20 protein-coding genes are annotated in these 22836 nt (G+C 57.9%); 4 read left to right on the top strand and 16 right to left on the bottom strand.

The window, feature by feature from the left end; all coding sequences use genetic code 11:
• The coding region (locus J5F18_RS12850) for a hypothetical protein (RefSeq protein ID WP_346299007.1) at positions 1–198 on the bottom strand (198 nt) is incomplete at its 3' end.
• Here J5F18_RS12850 and J5F18_RS12855 point away from each other — a divergent pair.
• Complete coding sequence (locus J5F18_RS12855) at positions 182–523, top strand: hypothetical protein (RefSeq protein WP_346299008.1); 342 nt, start codon at positions 182–184, stop codon at positions 521–523. The two genes, J5F18_RS12850 and J5F18_RS12855, sit on opposite strands and share 17 nt — an antisense overlap.
• Before the next feature lie 32 nt (positions 524–555).
• On the top strand, positions 556–1821 hold the full coding sequence (locus J5F18_RS12860; protein ID WP_346299009.1) for a hypothetical protein: 1266 nt from the start codon (positions 556–558) through the stop codon (positions 1819–1821).
• Between the two features lie 66 nt (positions 1822–1887).
• Here J5F18_RS12860 and J5F18_RS12865 read toward each other — a convergent pair whose 3' ends face one another.
• The 14 genes from J5F18_RS12865 to J5F18_RS12930 form a co-directional block, all read right to left on the bottom strand.
• On the bottom strand, positions 1888–2769 hold the full coding sequence (locus J5F18_RS12865) for a hypothetical protein (RefSeq protein WP_346299010.1): 882 nt from the start codon (positions 2767–2769) through the stop codon (positions 1888–1890).
• A 16-nt stretch (positions 2770–2785) separates the two neighbouring features.
• Positions 2786–3808: a glycosyltransferase family 4 protein gene (locus J5F18_RS12870; RefSeq protein WP_346299011.1), complete on the bottom strand. Its 1023-nt coding sequence runs from the start codon at positions 3806–3808 to the stop codon at positions 2786–2788.
• On the bottom strand, positions 3729–5132 hold the full coding sequence (locus J5F18_RS12875; RefSeq protein WP_346299012.1) for an O-antigen ligase family protein: 1404 nt from the start codon (positions 5130–5132) through the stop codon (positions 3729–3731). The genes J5F18_RS12870 and J5F18_RS12875 overlap by 80 nt, the downstream gene beginning before the upstream one ends.
• Positions 5133–5175: 43 nt before the next feature.
• Positions 5176–6558, bottom strand: coding sequence for an undecaprenyl-phosphate glucose phosphotransferase (locus J5F18_RS12880; protein WP_346299013.1), 1383 nt, complete (start codon positions 6556–6558; stop codon positions 5176–5178).
• A gap of 14 nt (positions 6559–6572) precedes the next feature.
• Positions 6573–7082 carry a glycosyltransferase gene (locus J5F18_RS12885; protein ID WP_346299014.1) on the bottom strand — a complete coding sequence of 170 codons (510 nt, stop codon included), beginning with the start codon at positions 7080–7082 and terminating at the stop codon, positions 6573–6575.
• A complete protein-coding gene (locus J5F18_RS12890; protein WP_346299015.1) occupies positions 7079–7495 on the bottom strand; it encodes an oligosaccharide biosynthesis protein Alg14 in 417 nt (138 codons plus the stop codon). The genes J5F18_RS12885 and J5F18_RS12890 overlap by 4 nt, the downstream gene beginning before the upstream one ends.
• Positions 7496–7525: 30 nt before the next feature.
• Positions 7526–9277 (bottom strand): hypothetical protein, encoded by a 1752-nt coding sequence (locus J5F18_RS12895; protein ID WP_346299016.1) that lies wholly within the window; start codon positions 9275–9277, stop codon positions 7526–7528.
• A gap of 193 nt (positions 9278–9470) precedes the next feature.
• The gene (locus tag J5F18_RS12900; RefSeq protein WP_346299017.1) at positions 9471–10514 is read right to left on the bottom strand and encodes a CDP-glycerol glycerophosphotransferase family protein; all 1044 of its coding nucleotides are present in this window, start codon (positions 10512–10514) and stop codon (positions 9471–9473) included.
• A gap of 150 nt (positions 10515–10664) precedes the next feature.
• Positions 10665–12044, bottom strand: coding sequence for a hypothetical protein (locus J5F18_RS12905; RefSeq protein WP_346299018.1), 1380 nt, complete (start codon positions 12042–12044; stop codon positions 10665–10667).
• Positions 12045–12260: 216 nt separating this feature from the next.
• Positions 12261–12983: a glycerophosphodiester phosphodiesterase gene (locus J5F18_RS12910; RefSeq protein WP_346299019.1), complete on the bottom strand. Its 723-nt coding sequence runs from the start codon at positions 12981–12983 to the stop codon at positions 12261–12263.
• A gap of 193 nt (positions 12984–13176) precedes the next feature.
• A complete protein-coding gene (locus J5F18_RS12915; RefSeq protein ID WP_346299020.1) occupies positions 13177–16041 on the bottom strand; it encodes a glycosyltransferase in 2865 nt (954 codons plus the stop codon).
• A 79-nt stretch (positions 16042–16120) separates the two neighbouring features.
• Entirely contained in the window at positions 16121–16555 is a 435-nt protein-coding gene (locus tag J5F18_RS12920) for a hypothetical protein (protein WP_346299021.1), read from the bottom strand.
• Entirely contained in the window at positions 16552–16965 is a 414-nt protein-coding gene (locus J5F18_RS12925; RefSeq protein ID WP_346299022.1) for an adenylyltransferase/cytidyltransferase family protein, read from the bottom strand. Before J5F18_RS12925 ends, J5F18_RS12920 begins: the two co-directional genes overlap by 4 nt.
• A gap of 287 nt (positions 16966–17252) precedes the next feature.
• Positions 17253–18689: an MBL fold metallo-hydrolase gene (locus J5F18_RS12930; RefSeq protein ID WP_346299023.1), complete on the bottom strand. Its 1437-nt coding sequence runs from the start codon at positions 18687–18689 to the stop codon at positions 17253–17255.
• Between the two features lie 153 nt (positions 18690–18842).
• On the opposite strand from J5F18_RS12930, the gene J5F18_RS12935 reads away from it, so the two are divergent.
• Both J5F18_RS12935 and nadS read left to right on the top strand, forming a co-directional pair.
• Positions 18843–19178 (top strand): type II toxin-antitoxin system RelE/ParE family toxin, encoded by a 336-nt coding sequence (locus tag J5F18_RS12935; RefSeq protein ID WP_346302227.1) that lies wholly within the window; start codon positions 18843–18845, stop codon positions 19176–19178.
• Entirely contained in the window at positions 19165–19449 is a 285-nt protein-coding gene (nadS, locus tag J5F18_RS12940) for a NadS family protein (RefSeq protein ID WP_346299024.1), read from the top strand. The genes J5F18_RS12935 and nadS overlap by 14 nt, the downstream gene beginning before the upstream one ends.
• Before the next feature lie 554 nt (positions 19450–20003).
• On the opposite strand, the gene J5F18_RS12945 is transcribed toward nadS, so the two are convergent.
• Positions 20004–22836, bottom strand: a 2833-nt coding sequence (locus J5F18_RS12945; protein WP_346299025.1) for an AAA family ATPase, incomplete at its 5' end; no start/stop codon positions are given.

A 22836-nucleotide genomic window follows, 5' to 3' on the forward strand; every position in this document is an offset into this window, starting at 1 on the left:
TGCATCAATGAAGGCGTCAGCATGAGGGCCATCCGTGAAAAAATGCATTAGCGTTTCACGGTAGGCGGATTTCGATTGCCCTACAAGCCCCGTCGTAGAGCGGTTTGTCGTGCATTTTCCCTGAAGGGGGGCCTCGATGAGGAGCTGCAGGCCCAGGCAGTGCACCTGCTGGGCGACAGCTATGAGGCGCTGGGCCATCAGGCCGCCGGCCCTGGCCATCGCGGAGCAGTATCCCGATGATCATCTGGCCGAGACCCACTATGGACGCATGCTCGCCCTGGTGCGGCTCAACCGCCTTCACGAGGCCGAGGCGGCGCTGCGGGACGCCTTCGAGGCCCTGCCCAAGGTGCTCAACTACCTGATCGCGGACAAGCCCCAGCGGCCCAAGCTGGACCCCCACGGCATGATCGCCGGTGGCGCCGACCAGGCCTGGTACTATCGTCAGGAGATGCGTGACGTCTACCAGGCCACGCCAGGCATGCTCTCCTGGCTCAAGCGCACCAAGCAACGGCTGGCCCGCTAGTCGCCCCTGCCGCCCCGATCCAGGAGATCATCGTGCCCGCTGCCGCCCGTAAGAAGCTGCTCATCGGCATCCAGACCTTCGCCGACATCATCGAGGGCGCCCTTCCAGGAAAGAAGATAATGCATAACGAAGCCAATCTCACAGACACACGGCCGACGACATGGAAGTTTTGGGCAATCATCGTGTCCGTGTTTGCGCTGTTTTTTCTACGAGCCAACCCCAAGCTCCTCATTGAAGGAAGAAGCTATGTCGGCAACTGGAGCTATACTCACTACCTCTTCACCTACGATGACGGATTCATCAAACGCGGCCTGGTCGGCGACATCCTCAACCGCCTATTTGGCCATGTTTCCTATGAGCTGGTCAGCACCTCAGCGTATCTGGTCTTTTTTACATTGGCCGCCATGATGATCCGGCTATCCACTCAACCCTGGCACGCCTCGGGCAATCGCCAAGGGGCGCTGCTCTTTGCCATCATTGCCGTGACATCGCCGGCCACACTGCAACACTTCGCGCAGGACGTGGGCAGGTTTGACGCGTTTCTTTACCTCATCGCCTTGCCTGCACTGTATGGCTTGTCAAGAGCCAATGGCGACCAGAAGACCATCAGCTTCTTCATTGTTACTGCACTCCTCACCCTGGCGCTCTTGATTCATGAGGCCGCTTTTTTCATTGTGGCGCCCATGGTGATTGCCTATTGGATCTTCATAGACTCTTCCCGCAGGGCGCTGGCCTTCCAGGCTGCCGCCATCGTCGTTATGTTCATTGCCACCTACCTTATCTCGACGCGTGGCAATTACCAAGCGAGCTCCCTGGACGCTCACCTGGAATCACTGAGAGCCATTTACGGCAGCCGGGTCGTAGAGTCATCCTTGAGCGTACTGCACAACACCACTCTCGAAGAAAACATCGGAAGAACGCTACGAACGGCTTTCGATCTTTCCCGAGTCCTCCATCATGTGGCCATGCTGGTGTTCATGTCACCCTTCTTCTATATGGTATATAAGCTCTCTTCCCGGCTACGCGGATCGTGCACTCCGAAGGCCTTGCTGCTGCTTATCGCCAGCCTGTCGCCCCTGGCTCTCTACCCGCTGGGACACGATCACTTCCGCTGGTGGTCGCTTGCGATCACCAACATCATCCTGAGCACAGCGCTTATCCTGATACACAACAGGGACTTCTCCGATTCGCTATTTGCATACCTTGAAGACAACCCAAGACTCGTAAAGATGATTGTCATCACCGCTTTCATATCGGGCCCGCTGGGCGTTACCGGCAGCTTTGACATCCTGAAATAGACCCGCCGACCGCAACCCCGGAAGCGTTGAAGTGGCCCCGCAGGCTCGGCCACTTCAACTCTCCTATCAAGCCCATGCCTTCTCGAAGTAGTCGGGCAGGCGCCCTTCGAGAACACGATCAAAAATATTCAACGCCTGATCTTTGGTAAAGAACCCGGAAGCCACCCCCCGCCAGGAGAGGCTATCACGGCGGCTGACATTCTGATCATTCTTTACCAGGACCGGAACCCTGTCGTACCCCAGGGCCGAAAGACAGGCCACCCGGTGCTGGCCGCCTGCAATCACCACCGCATACTCGTCATCATCGCGCATCAACAAATATCCGCCGATATGGCCTTCAAAAGCGCCCGGGGCATAGCCCTCCCGGGTTATCGACTCGATGATTCCTTGCAAGCGGCCGTATTCCAGCCCCCCTCTTTCCCGGCTGACGGGCCCCGCAAAGGGCCAGCACAGATACTCCTCACCCCGCAGGCCATGCTGCCTGGCCTCCTTGCTCATCTCCCTGAGGCGTGCGCGGCGCACCTGCCCGGGATCATTCTTCAGCCAGGGAAAGGAAGCCTCGAGGCTGGTGAGAGAGGCAAACTGCCCTTCCGCCAGTTTCAGCCCCTCTTGATCGAAGAGCACATCGGAGAATGAGCTGGGCTTGACGAACTCGTAGTAGCTTTCCAGAAGGGAGCCAGAATAGCCTGTGCTCTGACCCGACAGCATCTGGTTTCCCGCCATGACAAAGGGGTGCCTGCCCCGCCTGGCCAGGTCGAAGCCGATGAAGTCGAAGGCGCGCAACTTCTCGACTGGCACCTCGACTAGCACGGCTTGTTCGCCGGCCGACCCGGCCAATTGCAGAGGGGTTAGATCGTAGCCGCGAAAATCCAGCGGGGGGAGGTCCTTGACCTGGTAGAACCCTCTCCCCTGCAACGCCTTGATGGCCTTCTTCCTGAGAAACTTCACGCCCGCTCCTTTCCGGCTACCCTTCCCCGCGCTCCAGGCCGGCCGCCTTCAGCAGGGCCGTCACATGGCTCTCGACGTCGGGGTCGTAGTGCAGCACCCTCGCGGGTACCGGGATCCTGGTGGGCTCAGCATTGCGGATCCTCATGACAGCCGTCTCGATGGCACGCGCCAGCGAGGCGGCGTCATCGATCGAGAAGCTGACATAGGCGGCCTCATCCAGCACCTCCCGGCAGCCCACGTTCTCGGCGATGAGCAAGGGCGTGCCGCACAGAATTGATTCGACCCCAACCAGCCCGAACGGCTCATACCGAGAGGCAACGACCGTATAGTCGGCGGCCTGGTAGAGGGCTTCGATATCCTGAAGGTAACCCAGGGATCTCACCGCAGGATTCGAGGATCGAAACTCGCTCCCTGCCACCGCCAGTACCACCGGCAGCGAGGTGTCCGCAAAGTAGTCGCTCAGCGCATCGACCCCCTTGCGAAGATGACTGGTCGATGGCATCGCAAAGACAACGTCATCATCCTGGAAACCGAAACGCTGCCGAGCCTGCCGTCGCGCGTCCCCGGCCGGGACCGAAAACCGCTGCGTGTCGACCGGCGGATGGATCACCCGGATGCGACTCCCAGGAATGCCGTAGTGTTCGACCAGCTCCTGCTGCATTCTCCTGGAGTGAGCGACGATGAGCTTCGCGTTGCGGTAACCGCCTCGTTCGAGTGCGATCTTCAAGCGGTCCGACAGTCGCCGGCGCCTGTTGGACATCGCCGCCAGGAAGCCGAGATGATTCCCTCCACAGATCGCAATGTCGCTGCTCCTGCTTGGCGTGCAGCTCACCAGCAGATCGACCTGGGAGACCATTTCGCCCGCCTTGTAGAAGAACAGGACGTCCCTGAGCTTCTTTGGCATCCAGCGAAAATCGACCTTCACGGGTTCGACATGCTCGAGAACCTCCAGCGCCGGGTCAAACTCGCGAGAGTTGATAACCAGCCGCAACCCGCGCTTCACGAACCCAGCCGCCAGATCGCGAGCATAGCGTTCCATACCGCCGCCATGCTTGAAAGCGTGGCAGACTACCCCGACTCGCATTCTTCCCCCTCATTTCCATTCGACTGGCGATGCCAGATTCCGCATGGCCGGGTGACGCAATCACCGTCTTTCGGCGCTCGGCGAGCACATACAGCACCACCAGCATGAAGCCATAGTAGGTGCCGATCATCTCGTGCTGCAGGGCCACCTCCGTGAGGCAGAAGACGATAAAGGCAAACGAAAACACCCCGCCAACAAGGTAGAAGGCATTCTCCGGCTGCCTCGAGTGGCGCACGAAGAAGTAGAGACAGGGAAAGATCAGATAGAAGAACAGGGCTGCCATGCCGACCACGCCCCCGGTGGCCAGGGTCTCGAAATACTGGCTGTGGGCATGCCCTCGACTGATGGTGGCGACCCACGGGTTGATGATGCCCGTCCCCACCAGCGATTCATTGAGCGCCTCACGCTCCCCGTAGGTCAGCCCCACGAGCGGCCGCTCCTTGAAGGCTTCGATGGCGACCACCCATAGACGAAGGCGGCCACCGCTCGAATGGCGCACATCCCCTTCCAGGGTTCGGGTGATCTCCTCGACGGTATAGTCGACGCGCAGCTCGACCAGGGGCACGAACTGGTAGCTCCCCACGGCCAGCACGCAGAACGCCACGGCGCCCAGGGCCAGGTTCCTGACGCCGACCCGGCGCCAGTGCAGCATTGCCACGCCCCCCAGCACGATGGGAATGGCGAAATAGGCGCCGCGTGCGGTGCTCAGCAGGGTGGCGGCAAGTGCCAGGGCGATCCCTAGGGTCAAGAGGGCCCGGCGGCGAGAGCTCGGCCAGAGCGCCACCTGCAGGAAGAACAGCGACCCCACCAGGTAGCCGAAATTGATATGGAAGAGGAACCCGTCGGCCCTCCCGATTTCGAGCCAGAAGGCCTGGTAGAAGGCCAGTAGCCCACCCCCCAGCGAGCCCAGGAAGGCCCCATACTCCAGGGCGTTGCGAAACCTGCCGGTCTCGATCTCCTCCCAGCAGTGCCTGAGCATCAGGTACACGGGAATGATCGCGACCATATGCAGCCCGGGGCTCAGATAGCGCCAGGAGTAGCCGTCCATCACGAAGACGGGCAGATGGCTCAGCGCATACAGGGAGAGCAGCATGGCCACGACGCCATCACGCCTGCAAAAGGCCAGCTTACGCCGGTGATAGACAAGAAACCCCAGCGCATAGAGAAACAGGAGCGCGATCACTGCATGAACGCGCAGTGGCGTGGATACCAGCAACACCAGCACCAGAAAGGTGGTGGCAAGCACCAGATTGACGGCCAACCGCTTTTCGAATATCACCCGTATTTTCCTTGTTCCTTCATGAAAAGGCCTATGAAGCTCGTCAATACGCCGACTTGGAGAAAACAACGGTATAGATCGTCATGAGGATGATGCGCAGATCCAGCCAGATCGACCAGTTGTCGATGTACCAGAGGTCGCAGGCCACCCGCTTCTCCATCTTCTCGACGGTATCGGTCTCGCCGCGGTAGCCCTGCACCTGGGCCCAGCCGGTAATGCCGGGCTTCACCTTGTGGCGCTTCATGTAGGACTCCACGATGTCCTTGTAGTACTCGTTGTGCGCCAGGGCGTGGGGCCTGGGCCCCACGATCGACATGCGCCCCTGCAGCACGTTGTAGAACTGGGGCAGCTCATCCAGGGAGGTTCGGCGCAGGAAGGCGCCGATGGGCGTGAAACGCGGGTCGCCGCGCCGCGCCTGGGTCACCTGGCCATTGCGCTCCTCGTGGACCACCATGGTGCGGAACTTGTAGACCTTGAAGTGCTTGCCGTTGGCTCCGGTTCGAAACTGCTTGAAGAGTATCGGCCCCGAGGAGGTCAGCTTGATGGCGATGGCGATTCCGATGCAGACGGGAATGCTCAGCAAGGTAAACAGGGTGCCCAGAATCAGGTCCTCGAGGCGCTTGATGATCCGTGCCACGCCATCGAGCGGCGTGACGCTGAGATCCACCGCCAGATGCCCCGCCACCTCGCTCATGCGATGGTTGAGCAGCTGCATGCCGCGAAAATCGGGGATGAAGCGCACCTCCACGGTGTGGTGGCGCAAGGTATAGAAGATGGAACGCACCACCCCCCCCATCTCGAGTGGCACACAGATCCACACTTCGCGGGCCCCGGACTCCACCACCCGGCCCCTCAGCCGTTCCAGGTCATGATCGCTTGGTTCTTCTGAGACTCGCTCGATTCCGGCGATGGAGTAGCCCTCGGCAGGCGCGTCGCGCATCCCCCTGCCCACCTGGAGCAACTGCTCGGACGGCCCGATCAGGAACACGGAGCGACGGGCGAGGCCGAAGCGCCGCGCACGCCGCAGCAGCAGCTGCGCGGCCACCCTGGCGCTGGCGCTGATGCCGAAGGAGATCACAAGTGCCCCCGCGACCCAGAGGCGCGAGAAACGTTCGGCGGCATGGGCGAAGTAGATCAGGGAGGCGGCCATGATCGCCACGATCATCCATACCAGGCAGAGCCTGAGCAGAAGGGAGGTGATGCGGGTGATCCGCCAGCGCGCATAGCCCCTCTGCATCACGTTCAGCAGTACCACCAGCAGCGCCATGATGGCGGTGGCCAGCCAGTAGCGCTCGTGCAACTCGAAGGTCTCGAAGCGAATCCAGTAGGCCGCCAGTGCTCCCGCGATCATGGCGAGGATATCCACGATGGGGACGATCAGCAGTGACGGGTAGCGCTCGGTGATGCCAATAGAACTTCTATCCATGCGTACACTTCTGGTTACAGGGAGCGAATCAGCGCGTTGAGCTTCTTCCCGAAGTCCTGGCGCTGCCTGTGAATGGCCTCGGTGGGAATCCCGGCCGGCGCGGCGGCAATATCATACGCGAGAATAGCCCTGACCAGTGAGTCCACCTGGTCGTGACAGGGCACCCCGTAAATGCCGGTGATAGCCTCCGCGGTATCGACCTGGTGATCGTTGCGGTGCTCCCCGAGCCGGGCCAGCCGCGGCATCATCAGGAACGGCTTGCCCTGCTCCAGGCAGGCCAGGATGTTGCCCATGCCCGCATGGGTCACCACCAGCTCGGCCTCGGCAAACAGCTGCCGATAGTGCTCCGCCTCGAAGAGCGGCCGGGCCTGCAGGTTGGGCAGCGAGACAAAGCGCTGCAGCGACGCCCCGGGACCGGCCTGGTAGACCAGCGGCCACGCCGGCCGTTTGCGGGCCACGCCAAGCACCACCTCGTCCAGCCGTGGGAAGGGAAACTGGGTACCGGCGGCAAAGAGGATTCTCACAAGAGCCTCCCCAGGTAGCGCACGCGCCCCACGGCCAGTTCGGGCCACTGGGTCAGCACCTGGCTGGCAAACAGCCGCGCCGCCCGCCCGGAAAGCGACAGCCGGCGACAGTTGGCGATGCTGTCTACCCAGAGGGTCTTCTTGCCCAGCAGGAAGCCGGCGAAGAGCACCAATAGCCCGGGTGCCGCACCAGTGCTGATGATCAGGTCGGGCCGGCTGCGCCGGACGATCCCGATTGCCCTGGGCAGCTGACGCACGCCCCGCCAGAGCTCACGCACACTAAAGTCGTCGAGATAATAGGTGGCACTGGTATTTTGCTGCTCGGCGGTCGATACAAACTCATACTCAGCAACATCGAGAAGCGGCGACAGGCGCTGCAGCTCCACCCAGTGCCCACCAAAGGAAGCCGCCAATAGTACTTTCATGCACTCACCAAAGTAATGTTAACAATTAGCCTGCAGTTTATTCCCGGAGGACTGAGAAGGAAGACAGGATACCATTTTCGGGATCAGATCTGCCGCATCGGCGAAACGCTGCTGGTGGTAATATTTCTCGAAAAGAGAGCAATAGGCACTCAGCCTTACCAGCGGGAGCAGGGCTGGAGTGAAGTCCTTCCTGTGCTCGCAAGCGCTCTCAAAGGCACTTTTTATGTTACCATGCCAACCTTTACGAATGGGAAACCCCGAACCAGCAGGCTCAAGACTCCACCTTCCCCAGTGAGCGATTTCAATTTTATCATTCGCACTTGAGCACACCATCTCTCTTTTGATATCGGGATTGACAAACACCACCGGAAGAGAGGCAAGGCACTCAACTATTTCTTCAAGATGATCGGAAAGAATGCCGGGAACCGCTCCCCTTTCAGAATTTTTCAGCACACGAAATAGCCGCTCAATCATATAGGGCTGCAAGCGCTGATGAATCAAAGGGTGAGACCTCAAGTAACGAGAAACCACTTTCTTTGAGGGTTTAACTCCCCAGCAGGCTGCATAAAACCTCGATTCTCCTTTTGCAAATCCTTTGGAGTCAACAACATCTCTGTTCGCACAGAAAAACAAATGCAAACTGCAGCCCTCACGCTGGCTCGCACCTGCCAGGCTCAAGGACGGAAGGCGACTAGCCAGAGAAGAGGTCAACAGCTCCAGCTCATGCGCAGCCTGATTGTCGAGCGCGACATCAAAAACCTTGAGAAGGTATGACTCAATGACGGAAGAGTGATTCACCACATCCACATAAAACAGCAAAATCCCCTTCTGGCCGCCTTGATGCCAACGGCAAGTTATCTCACACTCATCATGCTGGCCTTCAGGATTGCACTCCCTAAGAATATCCAGCAACAGATCAGGCCGATCAGGGAGGTGAAAGAAACTTGTAAATACCTTGTCCCTTCTCTCGAGCTTTGTCTTATCGAGCTTATGCTTTGAGAAGAAAATTGCATTGATATGATATTTTTTTCCACTTAACCATATAGCATCCCTGACAGATTTCTGTGCCCTATTGAGGAACTGCCGAGAAAGCAGAAGGGAAATGATTGCTACCATGAACCCTGGACCACCCCCGATAAGAAAGTCAGCAACCATGAAGGAGAATACATAAAGGAAACCAGCCCCAAAAAAGAATCCAACTATTTCTTTTTGATTATCAATAATAAAAATCTGCCACTTGTCTCCAACAGCGCCCAAGATGCCGATCGGAATTGTCGCAATCATAAAATAGACAACTATGGCAAGCAACAAAGAAGGGTACACCAGTCCAAATAATAGGCCAAGGGCCAAGGCCATAACTGACGTGGCCAGCCCCGCCGCAAGACGCCGATACGCACTAGAGGCAAGATCGTCCTGATTCGAAAAAAGTGGCAGCTTGCGAGTCTGTTCTACAACCCCGGCAGCCCCTCCCTCCGCCGTTGATGACAACAGTTTGTCTGAAAAGAAATGAATCAGGAAGAAAATAACCGCAGAAAAGCTAAGGGCCAAAACCAGGGTATCCTTTTCGTAACTTTCCCATGACGAAGGAAAATAGCGAGGCACACCCGTCGAACCGATCAAGATAATAACCTTGAGTGGCAAAAAAAACGCAAAAAGCTTTGCCCCTTGGCTCAGTAGAGTCAATGAAACAACAGACAGTGTAGGCCAAGGGCTAATGACAAAAAACTTTCTCAGCAAAGTTGCAGACCAGTACAAGTGATTCCAGGCCAAGCGGTATAGCCACATAGTGCAAATTACCAGACAGTGAAATAAAATATGAAATGGAATAGCTTATTGAACTTCCCGCACTTCCATGGCCTGAACAAGGTTCATTTTAACCAATTGCCCAGATCTTTGGCCAGGTAATACAACGCCCTTCATACGCTCGTTGAACATGAAGTCATATCCATTCAAGACCACATCCTCAAACGTGCTTCTGCAGCTCATCTTGATTATGGCACCTATAGAAACCCTTTAACAATTTTTCACCGAATTCGCTGTATCCCCTTGACTCTTGATTCACGAGATGCAAAAGTGGCTTACCAGTAAAAAGATACTCAAGCAAGAAAGATCCGCAGTCCGTGATCATCGCACTTGACTGATTAAAGGTATCGATATATTCACCGTCATCAACGACGGTGGAATTTGGCAAAGACACCCATCGACTGTAGTAGTGCCCAACTGCCTCAACGTCCATTACTCCAGCCTTTACCAAGGAGTACTTCAAGCGAGGGTGTGGCTTGAAAACCCAGTTTATCTGCGGAGTGCGCTCAGCGAGCTCGAGGACTTTTTCACCACTCCACGCAAAGGTTGCGTATTGATCATGGTGGCCAGGCTCCAAAGAGTGATGAGGGGCATATATAACAGTCTTTATATCCCCCTGCGTTGACATGGAGGATTTTCCATCCTCATGGATTGATGAAAGCGTGCGTAAAGCATCCACCTTAGGATATCCAACATGGACACAGTTACCATACTGCTCAACCAGTGGGTTATCCCATCCACTCAATACAACCCTGTCTTCCAGGAAGACACGCCATATGAGCGGCAAGAAACTCGGAGACAGCTGCCCAGACTCTCTCGCAAGATAAAACCCATAGCCATAAGGAATATAACAGGTCAAAGCATAACGAGACACTGATTCCACTCGATGACAGCGTGCCAACCCATAGGGTTGATCATAAAATACGATATCAGGCTCAAATGCATCAAAAGGTATAAAAGACTCTTTACTTACATCATACCCATACATGACCCGCATCTTCTTATTCCTGAAGAAGTCATGGTTCTCACGCATCTCACTTATCTTGTCACTATTGATACTCCTGCCAAGTTGCTTCAGAGGTGCAACAACAACAACCGGGAGGAACAAGTCATCAAGCTCCATCTCATCATAAAGCGATTGAGTCCCCCACTTCTGATTCTCTCGCACAAGAAACAGCACCTTGATTTTCTTATTATTGTGCACTTTGTCTGATATTCTCTGCCTTGTCTTAGCATATCGGCTAATTAGCCGAGCCTGTTTCACCCTCCACTTACTACTGCTTGCCATGTAATATTTTCGCCATATACGCGAGGCAATGCTTAGCACGACACTTCTTGACAACATTGAAAAGACCTAGTCTAAATAATGACCATCTTGACCATAGAGATCACTCAGACCAATAGAAATAAATCGTCCTGGATTAGGAAAGTCACCACTGCGCCGTGCAATCTCTTCACACATCTTCCTATATTCACCCGGCTTAATATTTGTCTTATTAAGACGTGACTTGATATCGCTGGGGATTTCCTCATTCGAATATGAGGGATCCGGCACCTTCCAGCCTTTTCCATAGTAGGCCTCTAGAAAGACCTCTGCATTATTGGGCACAAGAACAGCCCTGTCTCTCAGCACTTCTTCTTTAACAGGAACAAAGTCATTTTTTTCGAGTGCCAATTTCGCTTGTCGATGTGCCCAGACATGTCCGTCTTCGTACCACACGGGACGAATATCCAAATGAACACCGGCAGGGCTGTCGGGCAAGGCAATACGGAAAAGTCGCCCTTTTCTATTAAAGCTACAGGTAAAGCCTAGCAGAACAAGATCAACAACAAGCTGTTTTGTCTCTTGCTTCACAGTCTCAGCGTCGGGGCAGTTGGACCAGTATCCAACATCAAAGTCATCATCACCTTCAATGAGATCACCATCCCTATGATGGCCAAGCAGCGTTCCATACATGAGAAAGACATGCTTTTCAAACTTTGCCAGCATAACGTCTTTTACTTTCTCATAAATGGAAAGATACTGTTCCTGACGTATTGCAACTTCATCTCTTGTTGGGATGACATGGCCTTTTTTGTTAATGAAGGCTGTTCGATCCTGACCGAACAGTGTCCCGTTGCCGTGTGGGACTTTCAGCTGGACAGCACTCGCATTGAAGTTAACAAGAGGAACACGCGACTCATTGGCCAGCTCAAGCCTTGACTCGCTCGGAAACTTTTCAAGCGCGTCCCTTTTTATCGTAAAGCTAAAAAAACCAAGCTTTCTAACAACTTTGGTAATGGGGATTTCACGCAACACCACGTCATTGACAATAAGAGTTACTTTATTGTCGGATGGCCTGATGACAAAGCCCTCCAGCTTTAACCCGAGGTGTGTCCACGCAACACCATAATATCCTATGCTGGCTGAAGGCCTCGGTTCACCCGTCATCCTCTTGGCCGTGCACAAAAAAAGTGGATCCTTTGGTGATGACGAGGTGCCATAGATATCATAGCGTAACTTTTCTTCATGAAACAATGCAAACTGGTAACTCTTATAAGCCGACAGCGAGTTGGATCTCTCCAAAGAAAGTCGCATTTTCTTAAAGAAGAAATACGAAACATTCTTTAGACTTAAAGCATTAAACAAGGACCCAAGTAGGTATAGCGCCTTGATTTTCTTTCCGCTCACCCTGTTCAGCGAGTTATAAAGAAGCTCTGAAGACAACACTAAGGATGGGAAGATATTACGCATTAATTGTCACTCTATGTTTTTATCACACCTATTCAATCTCGGATAGTAAGCCACCCAAGACAACAAACCCAGCAATGAAGTTTATCGAAACCTCTATAGAAAATTTATTAACTATAGTTAATATATGCCATCTTGCTGAACAAAAAATCGCCAGCAAAGTATAACCCTAGGGACTAGGCTGGATGACTTTTACTGGAAATTGGGATAGCTCGACTTTTATGCAAGGCCAAGAAAGTGATTGACGGAATTTTTATAAATATCACTATGGTCCGTAAGGACGACATCACAGCCATCCTGTAGAGCCAGCAATATACTGTTCTCTTTGTTTAGAATTGAAGCACCTACTGAACATCCACTTTGCTTTATGCCAGATACTATATCACGATTCTTAAGATATGCCGCATCGCCGTGCTGGACAAAAAGTATATCAACCCCGTAACGCTCTACGAGCGGTAAGCGTTCATCAATATTATCTTTGTTCGTCCTGAGCATTCCCTTTTTTGCGTCTGGCAAAAAACTACACAAAACTTGCAAAACTTCCTCAGTTTTCGTTAAGCACGTTATTTTGTCTAGGTATTTTTTGCACTTTAACTGTTCGGCAATGATTGTAACGGAGGGTTCATCGACAACCTTAATATCCAAGAATATTCTTGGAATTTTTCTCTTATCACATGCTTCAAGATACCTATCAAGTGTTGGCACTGCATCCTGTCGTCGAGAGGAATATCTGGAAACGTCTTCAAGTGTTAATTCATGGATCATACCGACATGCTCTAAACCGTTCTCAAGCTCCTTATCATGAAGCAAAACAGGTACTTTATCGGCTGTCAGGCGTACATCAACCTCGACTCCATCGACATCCTCACCTAACATCGCTAAACTACTGATGCTGTTCTCGTAGCCATCCCCGAGACGCCCACGATGAGCAATAATATGCATAGCACCTCTTCTATCCGATTATGACTCAACATCGCCTCTGAGTCCCATGTCTTGATATCGAGATAACGTCGGGCGCGCCCGACGTTCCGACTTCATAGCCCTTGGCCGCAAGAACAGAGTGCAACACCGTCACCGGAGATCCTGTCATCGATCTCTATTCCGGCGTGACCATCAGGCAAGCCTGCAAGCACTATCAAGGTGTTTTCGCCCCTATACGAAGCGAGCGCGATGAACAATCAGATGCATGGTGAGTCTCCTTTTCTTGGTCCATGCCATTGAGATCAGTGTGCTGTCTATTCTCGTCGTCCATCACAAAAGTCTTTATCAGATCGTCGACCACCGCCGCGGATGACGTCTTGTCGCCCGGCAGGACCTGTTCGATCGCGCTCTGGCGTACCGCGGCCAGGTGATCGTCGCCGTCGATCACCACCTGCTGGAACACCCGATTAAGCTCCTCGACCGTGCGCACCTGATAGAACCCTTTGGCGAGGTGTTCTCCGACCTCGTTCAATCCGACCGTCTCGTCGGAGACTAGCCAGATGATCGGTTTTCCGGTAGGCAAATACTCGGCCAGAAACGAGCCGCAGTCAGTGACAAGGGCGTCGGACGAGCGAAAAACATCAAAATAGTCCCCCTCGTCATAGACGCTGGAGTTCTCGCCTTTAGCCCACCCATTCACATAGACGGTGTACTCTTCGGCCGACATCACCTTGTTGCGTACAATGGAGAAGGCTAGGGTAGGGTGGGGTTTGTAAACCCAGTCGATATCCTGGCATTGCTGGCGCAGCGCGGCCATCGCCTCTCCTGACCAGCGGAAGGTGGCCATCCCTAGAGAGGTGTTTCCGAGCGAGTGATGCGGTGCGAAGATCACCCGCCGGCGGTCATCGTGGAAGTGGGTTTTCCAGACGCGAACCGCGGTGCGCGGCGGTGGTGGTTCTCGATAGACGTCGAGCTTCGGATATCCGGTCACGAGCAGCTTGTTGACCGCCGAAGGGTCGTGCTGGAGGTGCATCTGCCGGTGGAGTTGCGTCTGGGTGAAATACTTCCACAAATAGGAATGGAACGAGGCGATATTGTAGTGCATCCCGTGATTGGCCATCATCATGAAGCCGTAATGCATGTAAGCGCAAAGGCTTTTTCCGATCAGCCGCCGGGGAAAATCCTTCATCGCCCAAGGTTGCTGAAGAAAGACGAGATCGTAGTCGAGATCCTCCACGGGCAGGGTGCAATCCCGCGCCGCATCGAACAGCTGGAACGCGACCGGTCCCTTTTGCCGAAAATACGCGACTTGCTGTTCGTAGTTCAGCGCACGCTCTATCGGTGTTTGCTTGGTCGCAATTTTCGAGAGGCACGTGGCGAAGCTCCATTCGAAATGACCCGAGGCATCCAACGCCTGCACGAGCGGGTCGCCGTTCCACTTCTCCTTCTCGCTGACCACAAAGCCGACCCTGATCTTCCGGCCGGAAGTACTCACCGATTCTCGAATGCGCTCGACAACGGCACGGTTGAGTTCGCTGACCTTCTCCTCGCGCAGAAAATCCAGGGCATCATATGCGTTCTCCGGGTGAAGGCGTGGATAACCGAGCTTGCTTGGGATTGGCGCGTCCCAGGCGTGTGTCGGCGCGGCCTCCTTGCCCTTGCGTCGGTGTTTGCTGACACGGCTGTGCTGGAGAGGGGGGATGGCAGAATCCGGGATCGGCAGCCTGTCTACCACTGTATCTGCGATAACCTGGTCATGCGTCTGGCTCTTGGTCGGCGCCAATCCATTCTTGCGCACGGATTCAAAGAGGGAGATCCACAGGGAGAGCACCTTCTCGGACGAGAAGGTTTTCGCATAGGCAACGGCGCGCTCCCGCATCGTGTCGCGCAGCTGTTGATCGCTCATCAGTTCCCGGAGTTTTGCGGCGAAGTCATCCGGTGACGGTGCGGCGAGCAGACCGGCCCCACTTTCGGAAACGAAATGCGCCGGTGGATAGACGCCGGCGACCCCTACCATCGGCAAACCATTGGACATTGCCTCGATAACGACGAGTCCGAACCCCTCATAGAGCGATGGGAATGCATGAATAGAAGCCTCACTATAGGCGGCATCAATGTCGGACGTAGTGCCTTTCAGAAGAACTCTACCTCCCAGGCCAAGGGCAAAAATTTTGCGCTCAAGTGCATTTTTCAGTTCGCCTGCACCGTAGATTTCTACTTGCCAGTCGGAGAACTCCTTTTCCAGCTTCGCAAAGGCGTCGATGAGAAGTTCGTGGTTTTTCTGATGATTTAATCTGCCAACGGAAATAATGACATTCCTGCGCCGGGCATTATCATGGGTGCTGCTACTCTCTGGTATGTAGTTCGGAATAACATGCGCTATCTTGCGATCTGCCGATGAAAGATCGCTATAGAAAATCGGATTAAGGATGGTGATTGCCTGCGGGGGGAGAGCCTTTGAAAGCTCGGTAAACTTCTCGCCTATCCTTCTTGAGTAGATCCGCACATCATTTTGATAAGAACACACGATAGGTATCCCACTCCGCCGTGCGGCTTCTGCTATAAGAAAGTGAGACCCTGTAAAAAAGGACACCACAAGATCCGGTTTCTCCTTGCGTAGGATCTCGGTTACCCGGGTGATAGCAGGCGCCATGCTCTCTTGCCAGTCACCATAGTAAGTCCCTTTCCCCGCGGTGCGGGAAAAGCTGGAGGTCGACAAGCTGCGCCTGGCACGCGCGGCAGCCATGAGCGCCTTATCCACGAGGCGGGCACAGACGAATCCAGCGTAGACCGCCATGAACCTGCGACCGTAATTTCCCTCTCCGCCATACCTATTGACCGCCTTCTTAAGACGTTTTGTAATCTTGAGGCCAGGCTTTTTATTCTTTAATCGTTTGTCACCGGTGGTGAGCAGACCGACTCCTGAATCCAAGGGATAGAAAGGTTCGTTTCGTGTATTGTCCCGCGATAAAACGATGACGTCATGGCCGTGGCGTCGGAGCGTGTTGGCCAACCAGACAAGCACTTTCGTCGACCCATCTTCCTCTGAGGTTGCGTGACGAAACAACATGATCTTCATTAATACATCGGCCCTATTTCGAGTTGATGATGATAAGTCACTTTCTATAATCCAGTGTCTGCCGAGGTTTAGCTATTTTTTAATCTCTCAGCTTTGACAGCAGGCGTTCAACAATATTTTTCTCTGTCTGCACCGGCCTTATACTAGGCGGTTTTGGATAGTCTTTATCATGCCAAACCACACCACCAAATTCGATATCCTTGTCGTAGCGTGGCAGGATGTGAAAGTGCACAACAGGATCCTTCATCATCAAGCAAATCGCATTGATACGTACAGCACCAAATTTGTCCTTCGCAAGCGTTTCTGCTTTACTCAGCATCTGAACCAGTGCCGCCCCCTCTTCCGCAGTCAACTGGCTCAGCTCGGTTTTTCCCTTGGAGGAACTCAAGACCATTGAGCCCAAGGTCAGCTGCTCCGGGCGGACCGACAACACCCAGTGCTCGCTCTGGGAGATGGTAAGCTCATTCAGGCGGAACGTCTCACGGAACGTATCCAGTATATTTTCCTGAGTCATAGCTTTTCAAGGACCTCCCGAAGCTTGGTACTTGAGGTGTGGCTAGTATAGGGAAAATAAACAATCTCCACTCCCACTTCACCAAACTGCCGCTCGAGTTGATTCCACTTCTCAGAGCCTTTCCAATCATCGCCGACGAACATCTTGTCAAACTTCAAGTTATTCCATGCCTCAAACTTGTTCATATTCGTCTGAGGCACGACTTCGTCAACAAATTTGACATGCTCTACGATCTCCATCCTTTCTGTAAAGGGAATGATCGGACGCTTGCCTTTTCTTGACTCTGACAGCTCATCGGTTGTGACACCGACAATCAAGTAGTCACATTCCAGTTTAGCCCGCTTAAGAACATTCAGGTGCCCAATATGGAAAAGATCATAAACGCCTGTTGTGTAGCCAATGACTTTCATTTCATCTCCTTTTTCTCTAAAGGTATAGCATGTCATAGGATTGACATAATCTGATGAGAAGATTGATCGGAATAGCAGAATGGGCTGCAGCTGCCTGCGTCAAGAACACGCTACCGCCCGGGGATTGTTCCGGGCGGATTCCCATGCCCTGTAGCGTCTGGTGCGGGAAGCTGGCGCGGGTCAGCAGAGCATCAGGAAACCCTGATGCTGGACGTGTGCCAGCATCCCTGCGGTGTCGTTGTTGGTATCGTTAATCGGCCCATTCTACGCGAGGGGGTGGCGGGGCTCTACAGACAAGGAAAGTTTGGCTTTGGCGCGTCGCCGCCCAGGGTGACCTCCAGCGTGTGCCCCTCTCCTGCTGCCCAGGCCAGCAGGGTCTCGCGCAGGGCGGCCTGGGCCGCGGCTTCGCCGTGCACCAGGCGAATGTGGTGCGGCGGGTGGCGCATGCGGCGCACGAAGTTGAGCAGGTCCTGGCGGTCGGCGTGGGCGGAGTAGCCGGAGACCGTCTCCACTCGGGCGCGGATGTCGAGGCGCTCGCCGTCGAGTTCCACCCAGCCGCCGCGGGGGCCGTAGCGCTGGATGTCGCGCCCCGGGGTGCCGGCGCCCTGGTAGCCGGTGAACAGCACGCAGTGGCGGGGGTCGCCGAGCAGGCGCTTCAGGTAGTTGACCACCCGGCCCCCGCTGACCATGCCGCTGGCGGCGATCACCACCGCCGGGCGGCCACTCTCGGCCAGGTAGGTCACGGTGCGCTCGTGCTCCTCATGGGAGCCGACGGTATAGAGGTTGTCGAAGCTGAGCGGGTGGCGGCCGGCGCGCAGCCGGCGGTGAGCCTCGGCGTCCCACCAGCGCTTGAGCTCGCGGTAGACCTCGGTGAATCGCGCCGCCAGGGGCGAATCGACGATGATTTCCAGGTCGCGCCAGCGCGGGCTGGCTGCGCGATGGATCAGCGTCTCCAGTTCATAGAGCAGCTCCTGGGTGCGGCCGATGCTGAAGGCGGGTATCACCACGGTCCCGCCGTTCTCCAGCGCCCGGTCGATGGCGACCTGCAGCCGCCCGCGCCGGTGGCGGCGGTCCTCGTGCTCGCGGTCGCCGTAGGTGCTCTCCAGCACCAGGGTGTCGCAGCCCCAGGGCGCTTTGGGCGCCGGCAGCAGCGGCGCATGGGGCGCGCCCAGGTCGCCGGAGAAGAGCGTGCGGTGGGAGGTGCCGGTAGTGCGCTCGAGGCTGTCCACCTCCACGTAGGCGGAGCCGAGGATATGGCCGGCGCGTTTGAGGCGAACCCGTACTCGGTGGCGGTCGTCATCCAACAGGGTGTGCCAGCTGGCGTAGTCCAGCGCCACCAGCCGGCCCTCGACCTCGTCGAGGAAGCGCTCGATCAGGGCGCGGTCCCGGGTGAAGCCGATCCTCAGGGCGTCCTCGATCACCAGCGGCAGCAGCCGCGCCGAGGGCACCGAGCAGAGGATCGGCCCGCGCCATCCCGCCGCCAGCAGGTAGGGCAGCCGGCCGATATGGTCGATATGCACGTGGGTGACCACCAGCGCCAACACGTCCTCAACCGGGAAGCGCACCTGGAGCTGCTCGAAGCCGTCGAGGGCGTCGGCATCCTGGCCCTGAAAGAGGCCGCAATCGATGAGCAGCGCGCGATCCGCGCTGATCTGCAGGCGGTGGCAGCTGCCGGTGACGCCGCTGGCGCCGCCGTGGTGATGGATCTGGGGATAGGTGGACATGATTCGGCCTCCCTGCCGGTTCGCGGGTTCCACTGGATAGTTCCCACTATAGTTCGACTAGGCGGGATTGCTGTCGACAGGAAACAGGAAGGGTTGTACTATGTACATGATTTCACGCATCTGCCACAGGAAAAGCACGACGTGAGTCATGCCATCGAATTTATCGAAACTCCCACGTTTACCCGGCAGATCAAAGTGTTGGCAACCGATGATGAACTGAAAGAGCTACAGCGCACACTCATTGCCCAGCCGGACAAGGGCGATCTGATCCAGGGAACCGGCGGGCTACGTAAAATTCGGATGGCAGTAGGGAATCAGGGAAAGCAAGGCGGGGCTCGGGTCATCTATTTTCTGGCGACCAATGAGATCATCTACCTGGTCTTAGCCTACCCCAAGAGCGTGAAGGAAAGTTTGACACCCGCCGAGAAGGCCACGCTGAAAACACTGACCCACCAGTTGAAGGGGGAGGTTCCCAATGAACCTTTTTGACGAACTTCAGACATCGCTGCAGGAAGCCGTTGAGATCAAGCAGGGCAAGGCGAGGGCTAGCCGCGTCACACGCCACGAGGTGGCGGATGTGAAGGCGATCCGTGCCCAGCTCGAGGTTTCCCAAGCCGAGTTCGCTCAGGCCATGGGAACCAGCATCGACACCATCAGAAGCTGGGAAGCCAAACGCCGCAATCCCACTGGCCTGGCGGCCAAGGTACTGGCGACCATTCAGGATAACCCTGCCTTTTTCAGGGAGCTGGCCTCACACTAACCCCCGCCCCCAATGACCGAGGGAGTTGGGAGCAATCCGAGGGGACAGCGCCGATTCGCAAGAGCACAACACCGCTGGGCGGCTGCGCCACCATTCGCCCGGCACAGCCGGCCTCCCACTGGTAATCGCGATTCGCCCGGCGGAGCCGGCCTCCCACAGGCAATTGCTGTTCGCCCGGCACAGCCGGCCACCCACTGGTAATCGCGATTCGCGCGGCGAAGCCGGTCTGGAAGGGTGATCACTCTTTCAGCAGGGCTTCCAGGTATCGGCGCTCAGGATACGCTCGGCCCAGGCTTCCGGCTGATCGGTGGTGGCGCCCTCGAGCCTTTCCCGCGCCCAGGCGGGCGGCTCGCCGAACTTCAGCGTGATCAGTCTGGTGAGCAGCAGCAGCGGCCGCGCAGGAAGCGCTGCGGCCGAAAGGCTGGGCTGGCGTCGGCCAGTACCGCCAGGCTGACCACATCGACGCCATAGCGATATGGCCTGGTGCCCTCCTTGCTCCTTGCTCCTCGCCCCTCGCCCCTCGCCCCTCGCTCCTCGCTCCTGATGCCGGGGCCCTAGAGGGCGTCGGCGTCGGCGGGGTATGGCAGGGTGCGGTCGAGCAGGCTGCGCCAGCGGGCGAGGATCGGGGCGTCGGAGTGGCTGACCCCGGCGAGCAGGCGCCGCAGCTCCTGGCGGGCCCGCTCGTCGCTGGGGTCGATCAGGGTGAGCCACAGCTCCATCCCGTTGATCTGCTGGTGCAGGTTGCCGTCCTCGCGGGTCTGCTCCAGGGCCAGCTCCACCACGGCGATGACCTCTTCCCGTGGGTGACCGAGGCGGTGGCGCACGCGGGCCAGCTGCAGGGCGAGCTCGGGGACGAACAGGGTGGCCTTCTCCCGGGCGAGCATCAGGGTCTGGTCGAGGTAGTCCTCGGCACGGCCCAGGTCGCCCAGGGCGATGCAGGCGTCCACGAACCACAGCGAGGGGCGGCTGTAGGGGTCGCGGCCGGTGAGCTCGGCGAGCTCGTCCTGGGCGGCTTCGACCTGCTTCAGGCCGTCGCGGTCGCCGGACATGGCCTTCTGCCAGCCGAGCACCCCGCGGGCGGACATCTGCCAGAGGTGCAGGTCCTGGGAGCCGGTGAGCTCGAAGGCGCGCTGGGCGCGGGTGGCGGCCAGGTGCACGTGGCCGAGCTGACGGTAGAGCGCCGCGGCGTACATCAGCGCCATGGCCAGGCTGCCGGGGTGGCCGATGCGCTCGGCCAGGCGAATGGCCGATTCGACCTGGGTCTCGGCGCGGCGGTAGTCGCCGCGCAGGCAGAGCGCCCAGCCCTGGAAGCAGGCGGCGGCCACCTGGGGGTGGTCGGAGAACGGCAGCCACTCGATCATCATCGGCGACTCCAGGGGGTTGATCTCCTCCAGGTGGTCGTAGGCACGCTCGATGCGCCCGGCCCAGTACTCGCAGCTGGCCCGAGCGTACTCGGCCAGGCGGCCATAGCGCGGGTCGTCGAGCTTCTCGGCGAGTCCGGCCAGGCGCGAGGCGAGATGGAAGGCATCCGCGTGGGCGTGGCGCTGGCTGCAGCCCACCCACAGGCCCCACTTGACCAGGAAGGCCTGCTCCAGGTCCTTGGGCTCGACGCCCTCGCGGTCCAGCTGCTTGAGCAGCTCCCGGGCACGCACGAAGCTCTCGTGGGCGGTGGGCGAGCCGTGGCCCTCCAGGGCGAAGGCGGCCTGGCCGCGCACGGTCAGCAGGCTGATCTCGCGCTCGGTCTGGCCCTCCACCTGGCGCAGGCTGGCCAGGCCCAGATCGGCCATCTTGAGGGCGGTGCGGTTGGCGCTGACCTTCAGCGCCTCGCGGGCGGCCAGCTCGTAATAGCGGGCGCCGCGGGCGTAGTGGCCGCTGCGCCGCAGGTGGGTGGCGAAGTCACCGGGGTGGCGGCTGATCCACATCGGGAAGCGCCCTTCGATCAGCTCGACCACCTGGCGGTGGATCGCCGTGCGCACGTCCCGCGGGCAGGAGAGGTAGGCGGCCTCCTGCAGCAGCTGGTGGGTGAACTGGTATACGCGACCGTCGTCGTCGCCCTCCACCGGCTCGATGATCTCCAGGCGGCGCATCTGCTCCAGGGCCTGGCTCAGGCGCAGCTTCTCCCAGCCGCTGCACTCGGCCAGGAAGTCGAAGCGGAAGCGCCGCCCCAGCACCGCGGCGACGTGGGCCACCTCGCGGTCCGCGTCGAGCTGGTCGATGCGGCTGCCGAGCAGGCCAAGCAGGCCGTGGGGCAGCTCGTCGAGGTGCACGCTGCGCCCCTCGCGGCGGTCCATGTCGACCCGCCGGCAGATCTCCTGCAGGTAGAGGGGCACGCCGTCGCAGCGCTCGATGATCTGGCCGCGCAGCCGGGGGCTCAGGTGGATGCGGTAGCGGCGCGCCAGCTGGGAGAGCAGCCGTGAGGACTGCATGGGATCTAGCCGGCCCAGGGTGATCTGCTGGTCCCAGTGCAGCCGGGTCGGCAGCGTCTCACGGCCGTGGTGGCTGGCCACCAGCATGAAGGCGCAGTTGATGGGCAGCCGCGCCTGAAGGCCGGCCAGCACCTTGAAGCTGGGCTCGTCGAGCCACTGCAGGTCGTCGATCATCAGCACCAGGGTGCGCTCGGCGGCGAAGGCCTTCACCAACCGCTGCACCAGCCCCACCACTAGCTCCACCGCCTCGCCGCTCTGGCTGAGCACGGCCACCTCGCGGGACTCGCGGGCGCCCAGGGCCTCCTCCAGCAGCTGCAGGCGGGGCTCCTCCAGGGCCGGCAGCGCCAGGGTCTCGCGCAGCGCGGCCAGCGCCTCGGGGGTGATCCGCCCGCCCAGCCGCCAGCACAGCAGCTGGCGGGCCACGCCGTAGGGCTCCTGCACCGAGAGCCGGGTATTGGGCTGCCAGCAGATGGCGGCATCGCGACTCTTCTCGAGCTGGCGGAAGCCGACCATCAGCGCCGACTTGCCCATGCCCGAGGGGCCGCGCACCAGCACGCTCTGGCGCAGGCCGATGCCGGCCCGGGCCAGGGCATCACGCAGGGTGCGCAGCTGGCCCTCGCGGCCGACCAGGCTGGGCGGCCGCGCCTCGCGGCCGCCTTCATTGGCACCGAGAACGAGGGCCCGCAGGCGCACCCGACCGTCGCTGGCCACCAGCCGCGAGCTGAGCCGCGGCTGCAGGTCCAGCGCCGGCGGCATGTGCTGGCTCGCCTCCTGGGAGATGACCAGCTCGCTGCCCTCGGCGGCGGCCATCAGCTCCAGTGAGCCCTGGGTGACCTGGCCCAGCGGGTCGACCAGGCCACGCTCGGGCAGGTAGACCACCCGCCCGCTGTTGAGCCCGGCGGCCAGCTCTACCCGGGGCGGCTCGCCTTCGCCGTCCCAGTGGCGCAGGCTCTCCTCGGGG

The organism is Halomonas sp. BM-2019, from assembly GCF_017584085.1.

What these genes read in the sequence shown, in the direction of transcription:
- J5F18_RS12855 (WP_346299008.1), top strand. Translation starts at nt 182, where the DNA reads ATGAGGCGCTGGGCCATCAGGCCGCCGGCCCTGGCCATCGCGGAGCAG.
- J5F18_RS12870 (WP_346299011.1), bottom strand. Translation starts at nt 3,808, where the DNA reads ATGGAACGCTATGCTCGCGATCTGGCGGCTGGGTTCGTGAAGCGCGGG.
- J5F18_RS12880 (WP_346299013.1), bottom strand. Translation starts at nt 6,558, where the DNA reads ATGGATAGAAGTTCTATTGGCATCACCGAGCGCTACCCGTCACTGCTG.
- J5F18_RS12905 (WP_346299018.1), bottom strand. Translation starts at nt 12,044, where the DNA reads ATGCGTAATATCTTCCCATCCTTAGTGTTGTCTTCAGAGCTTCTTTAT.
- J5F18_RS12910 (WP_346299019.1), bottom strand. Translation starts at nt 12,983, where the DNA reads ATGCATATTATTGCTCATCGTGGGCGTCTCGGGGATGGCTACGAGAAC.
- J5F18_RS12915 (WP_346299020.1), bottom strand. Translation starts at nt 16,041, where the DNA reads ATGAAGATCATGTTGTTTCGTCACGCAACCTCAGAGGAAGATGGGTCG.
- J5F18_RS12920 (WP_346299021.1), bottom strand. Translation starts at nt 16,555, where the DNA reads ATGACTCAGGAAAATATACTGGATACGTTCCGTGAGACGTTCCGCCTG.
- J5F18_RS12925 (WP_346299022.1), bottom strand. Translation starts at nt 16,965, where the DNA reads ATGAAAGTCATTGGCTACACAACAGGCGTTTATGATCTTTTCCATATT.
- J5F18_RS12930 (WP_346299023.1), bottom strand. Translation starts at nt 18,689, where the DNA reads ATGTCCACCTATCCCCAGATCCATCACCACGGCGGCGCCAGCGGCGTC.
- nadS (WP_346299024.1), top strand. Translation starts at nt 19,165, where the DNA reads ATGAACCTTTTTGACGAACTTCAGACATCGCTGCAGGAAGCCGTTGAG.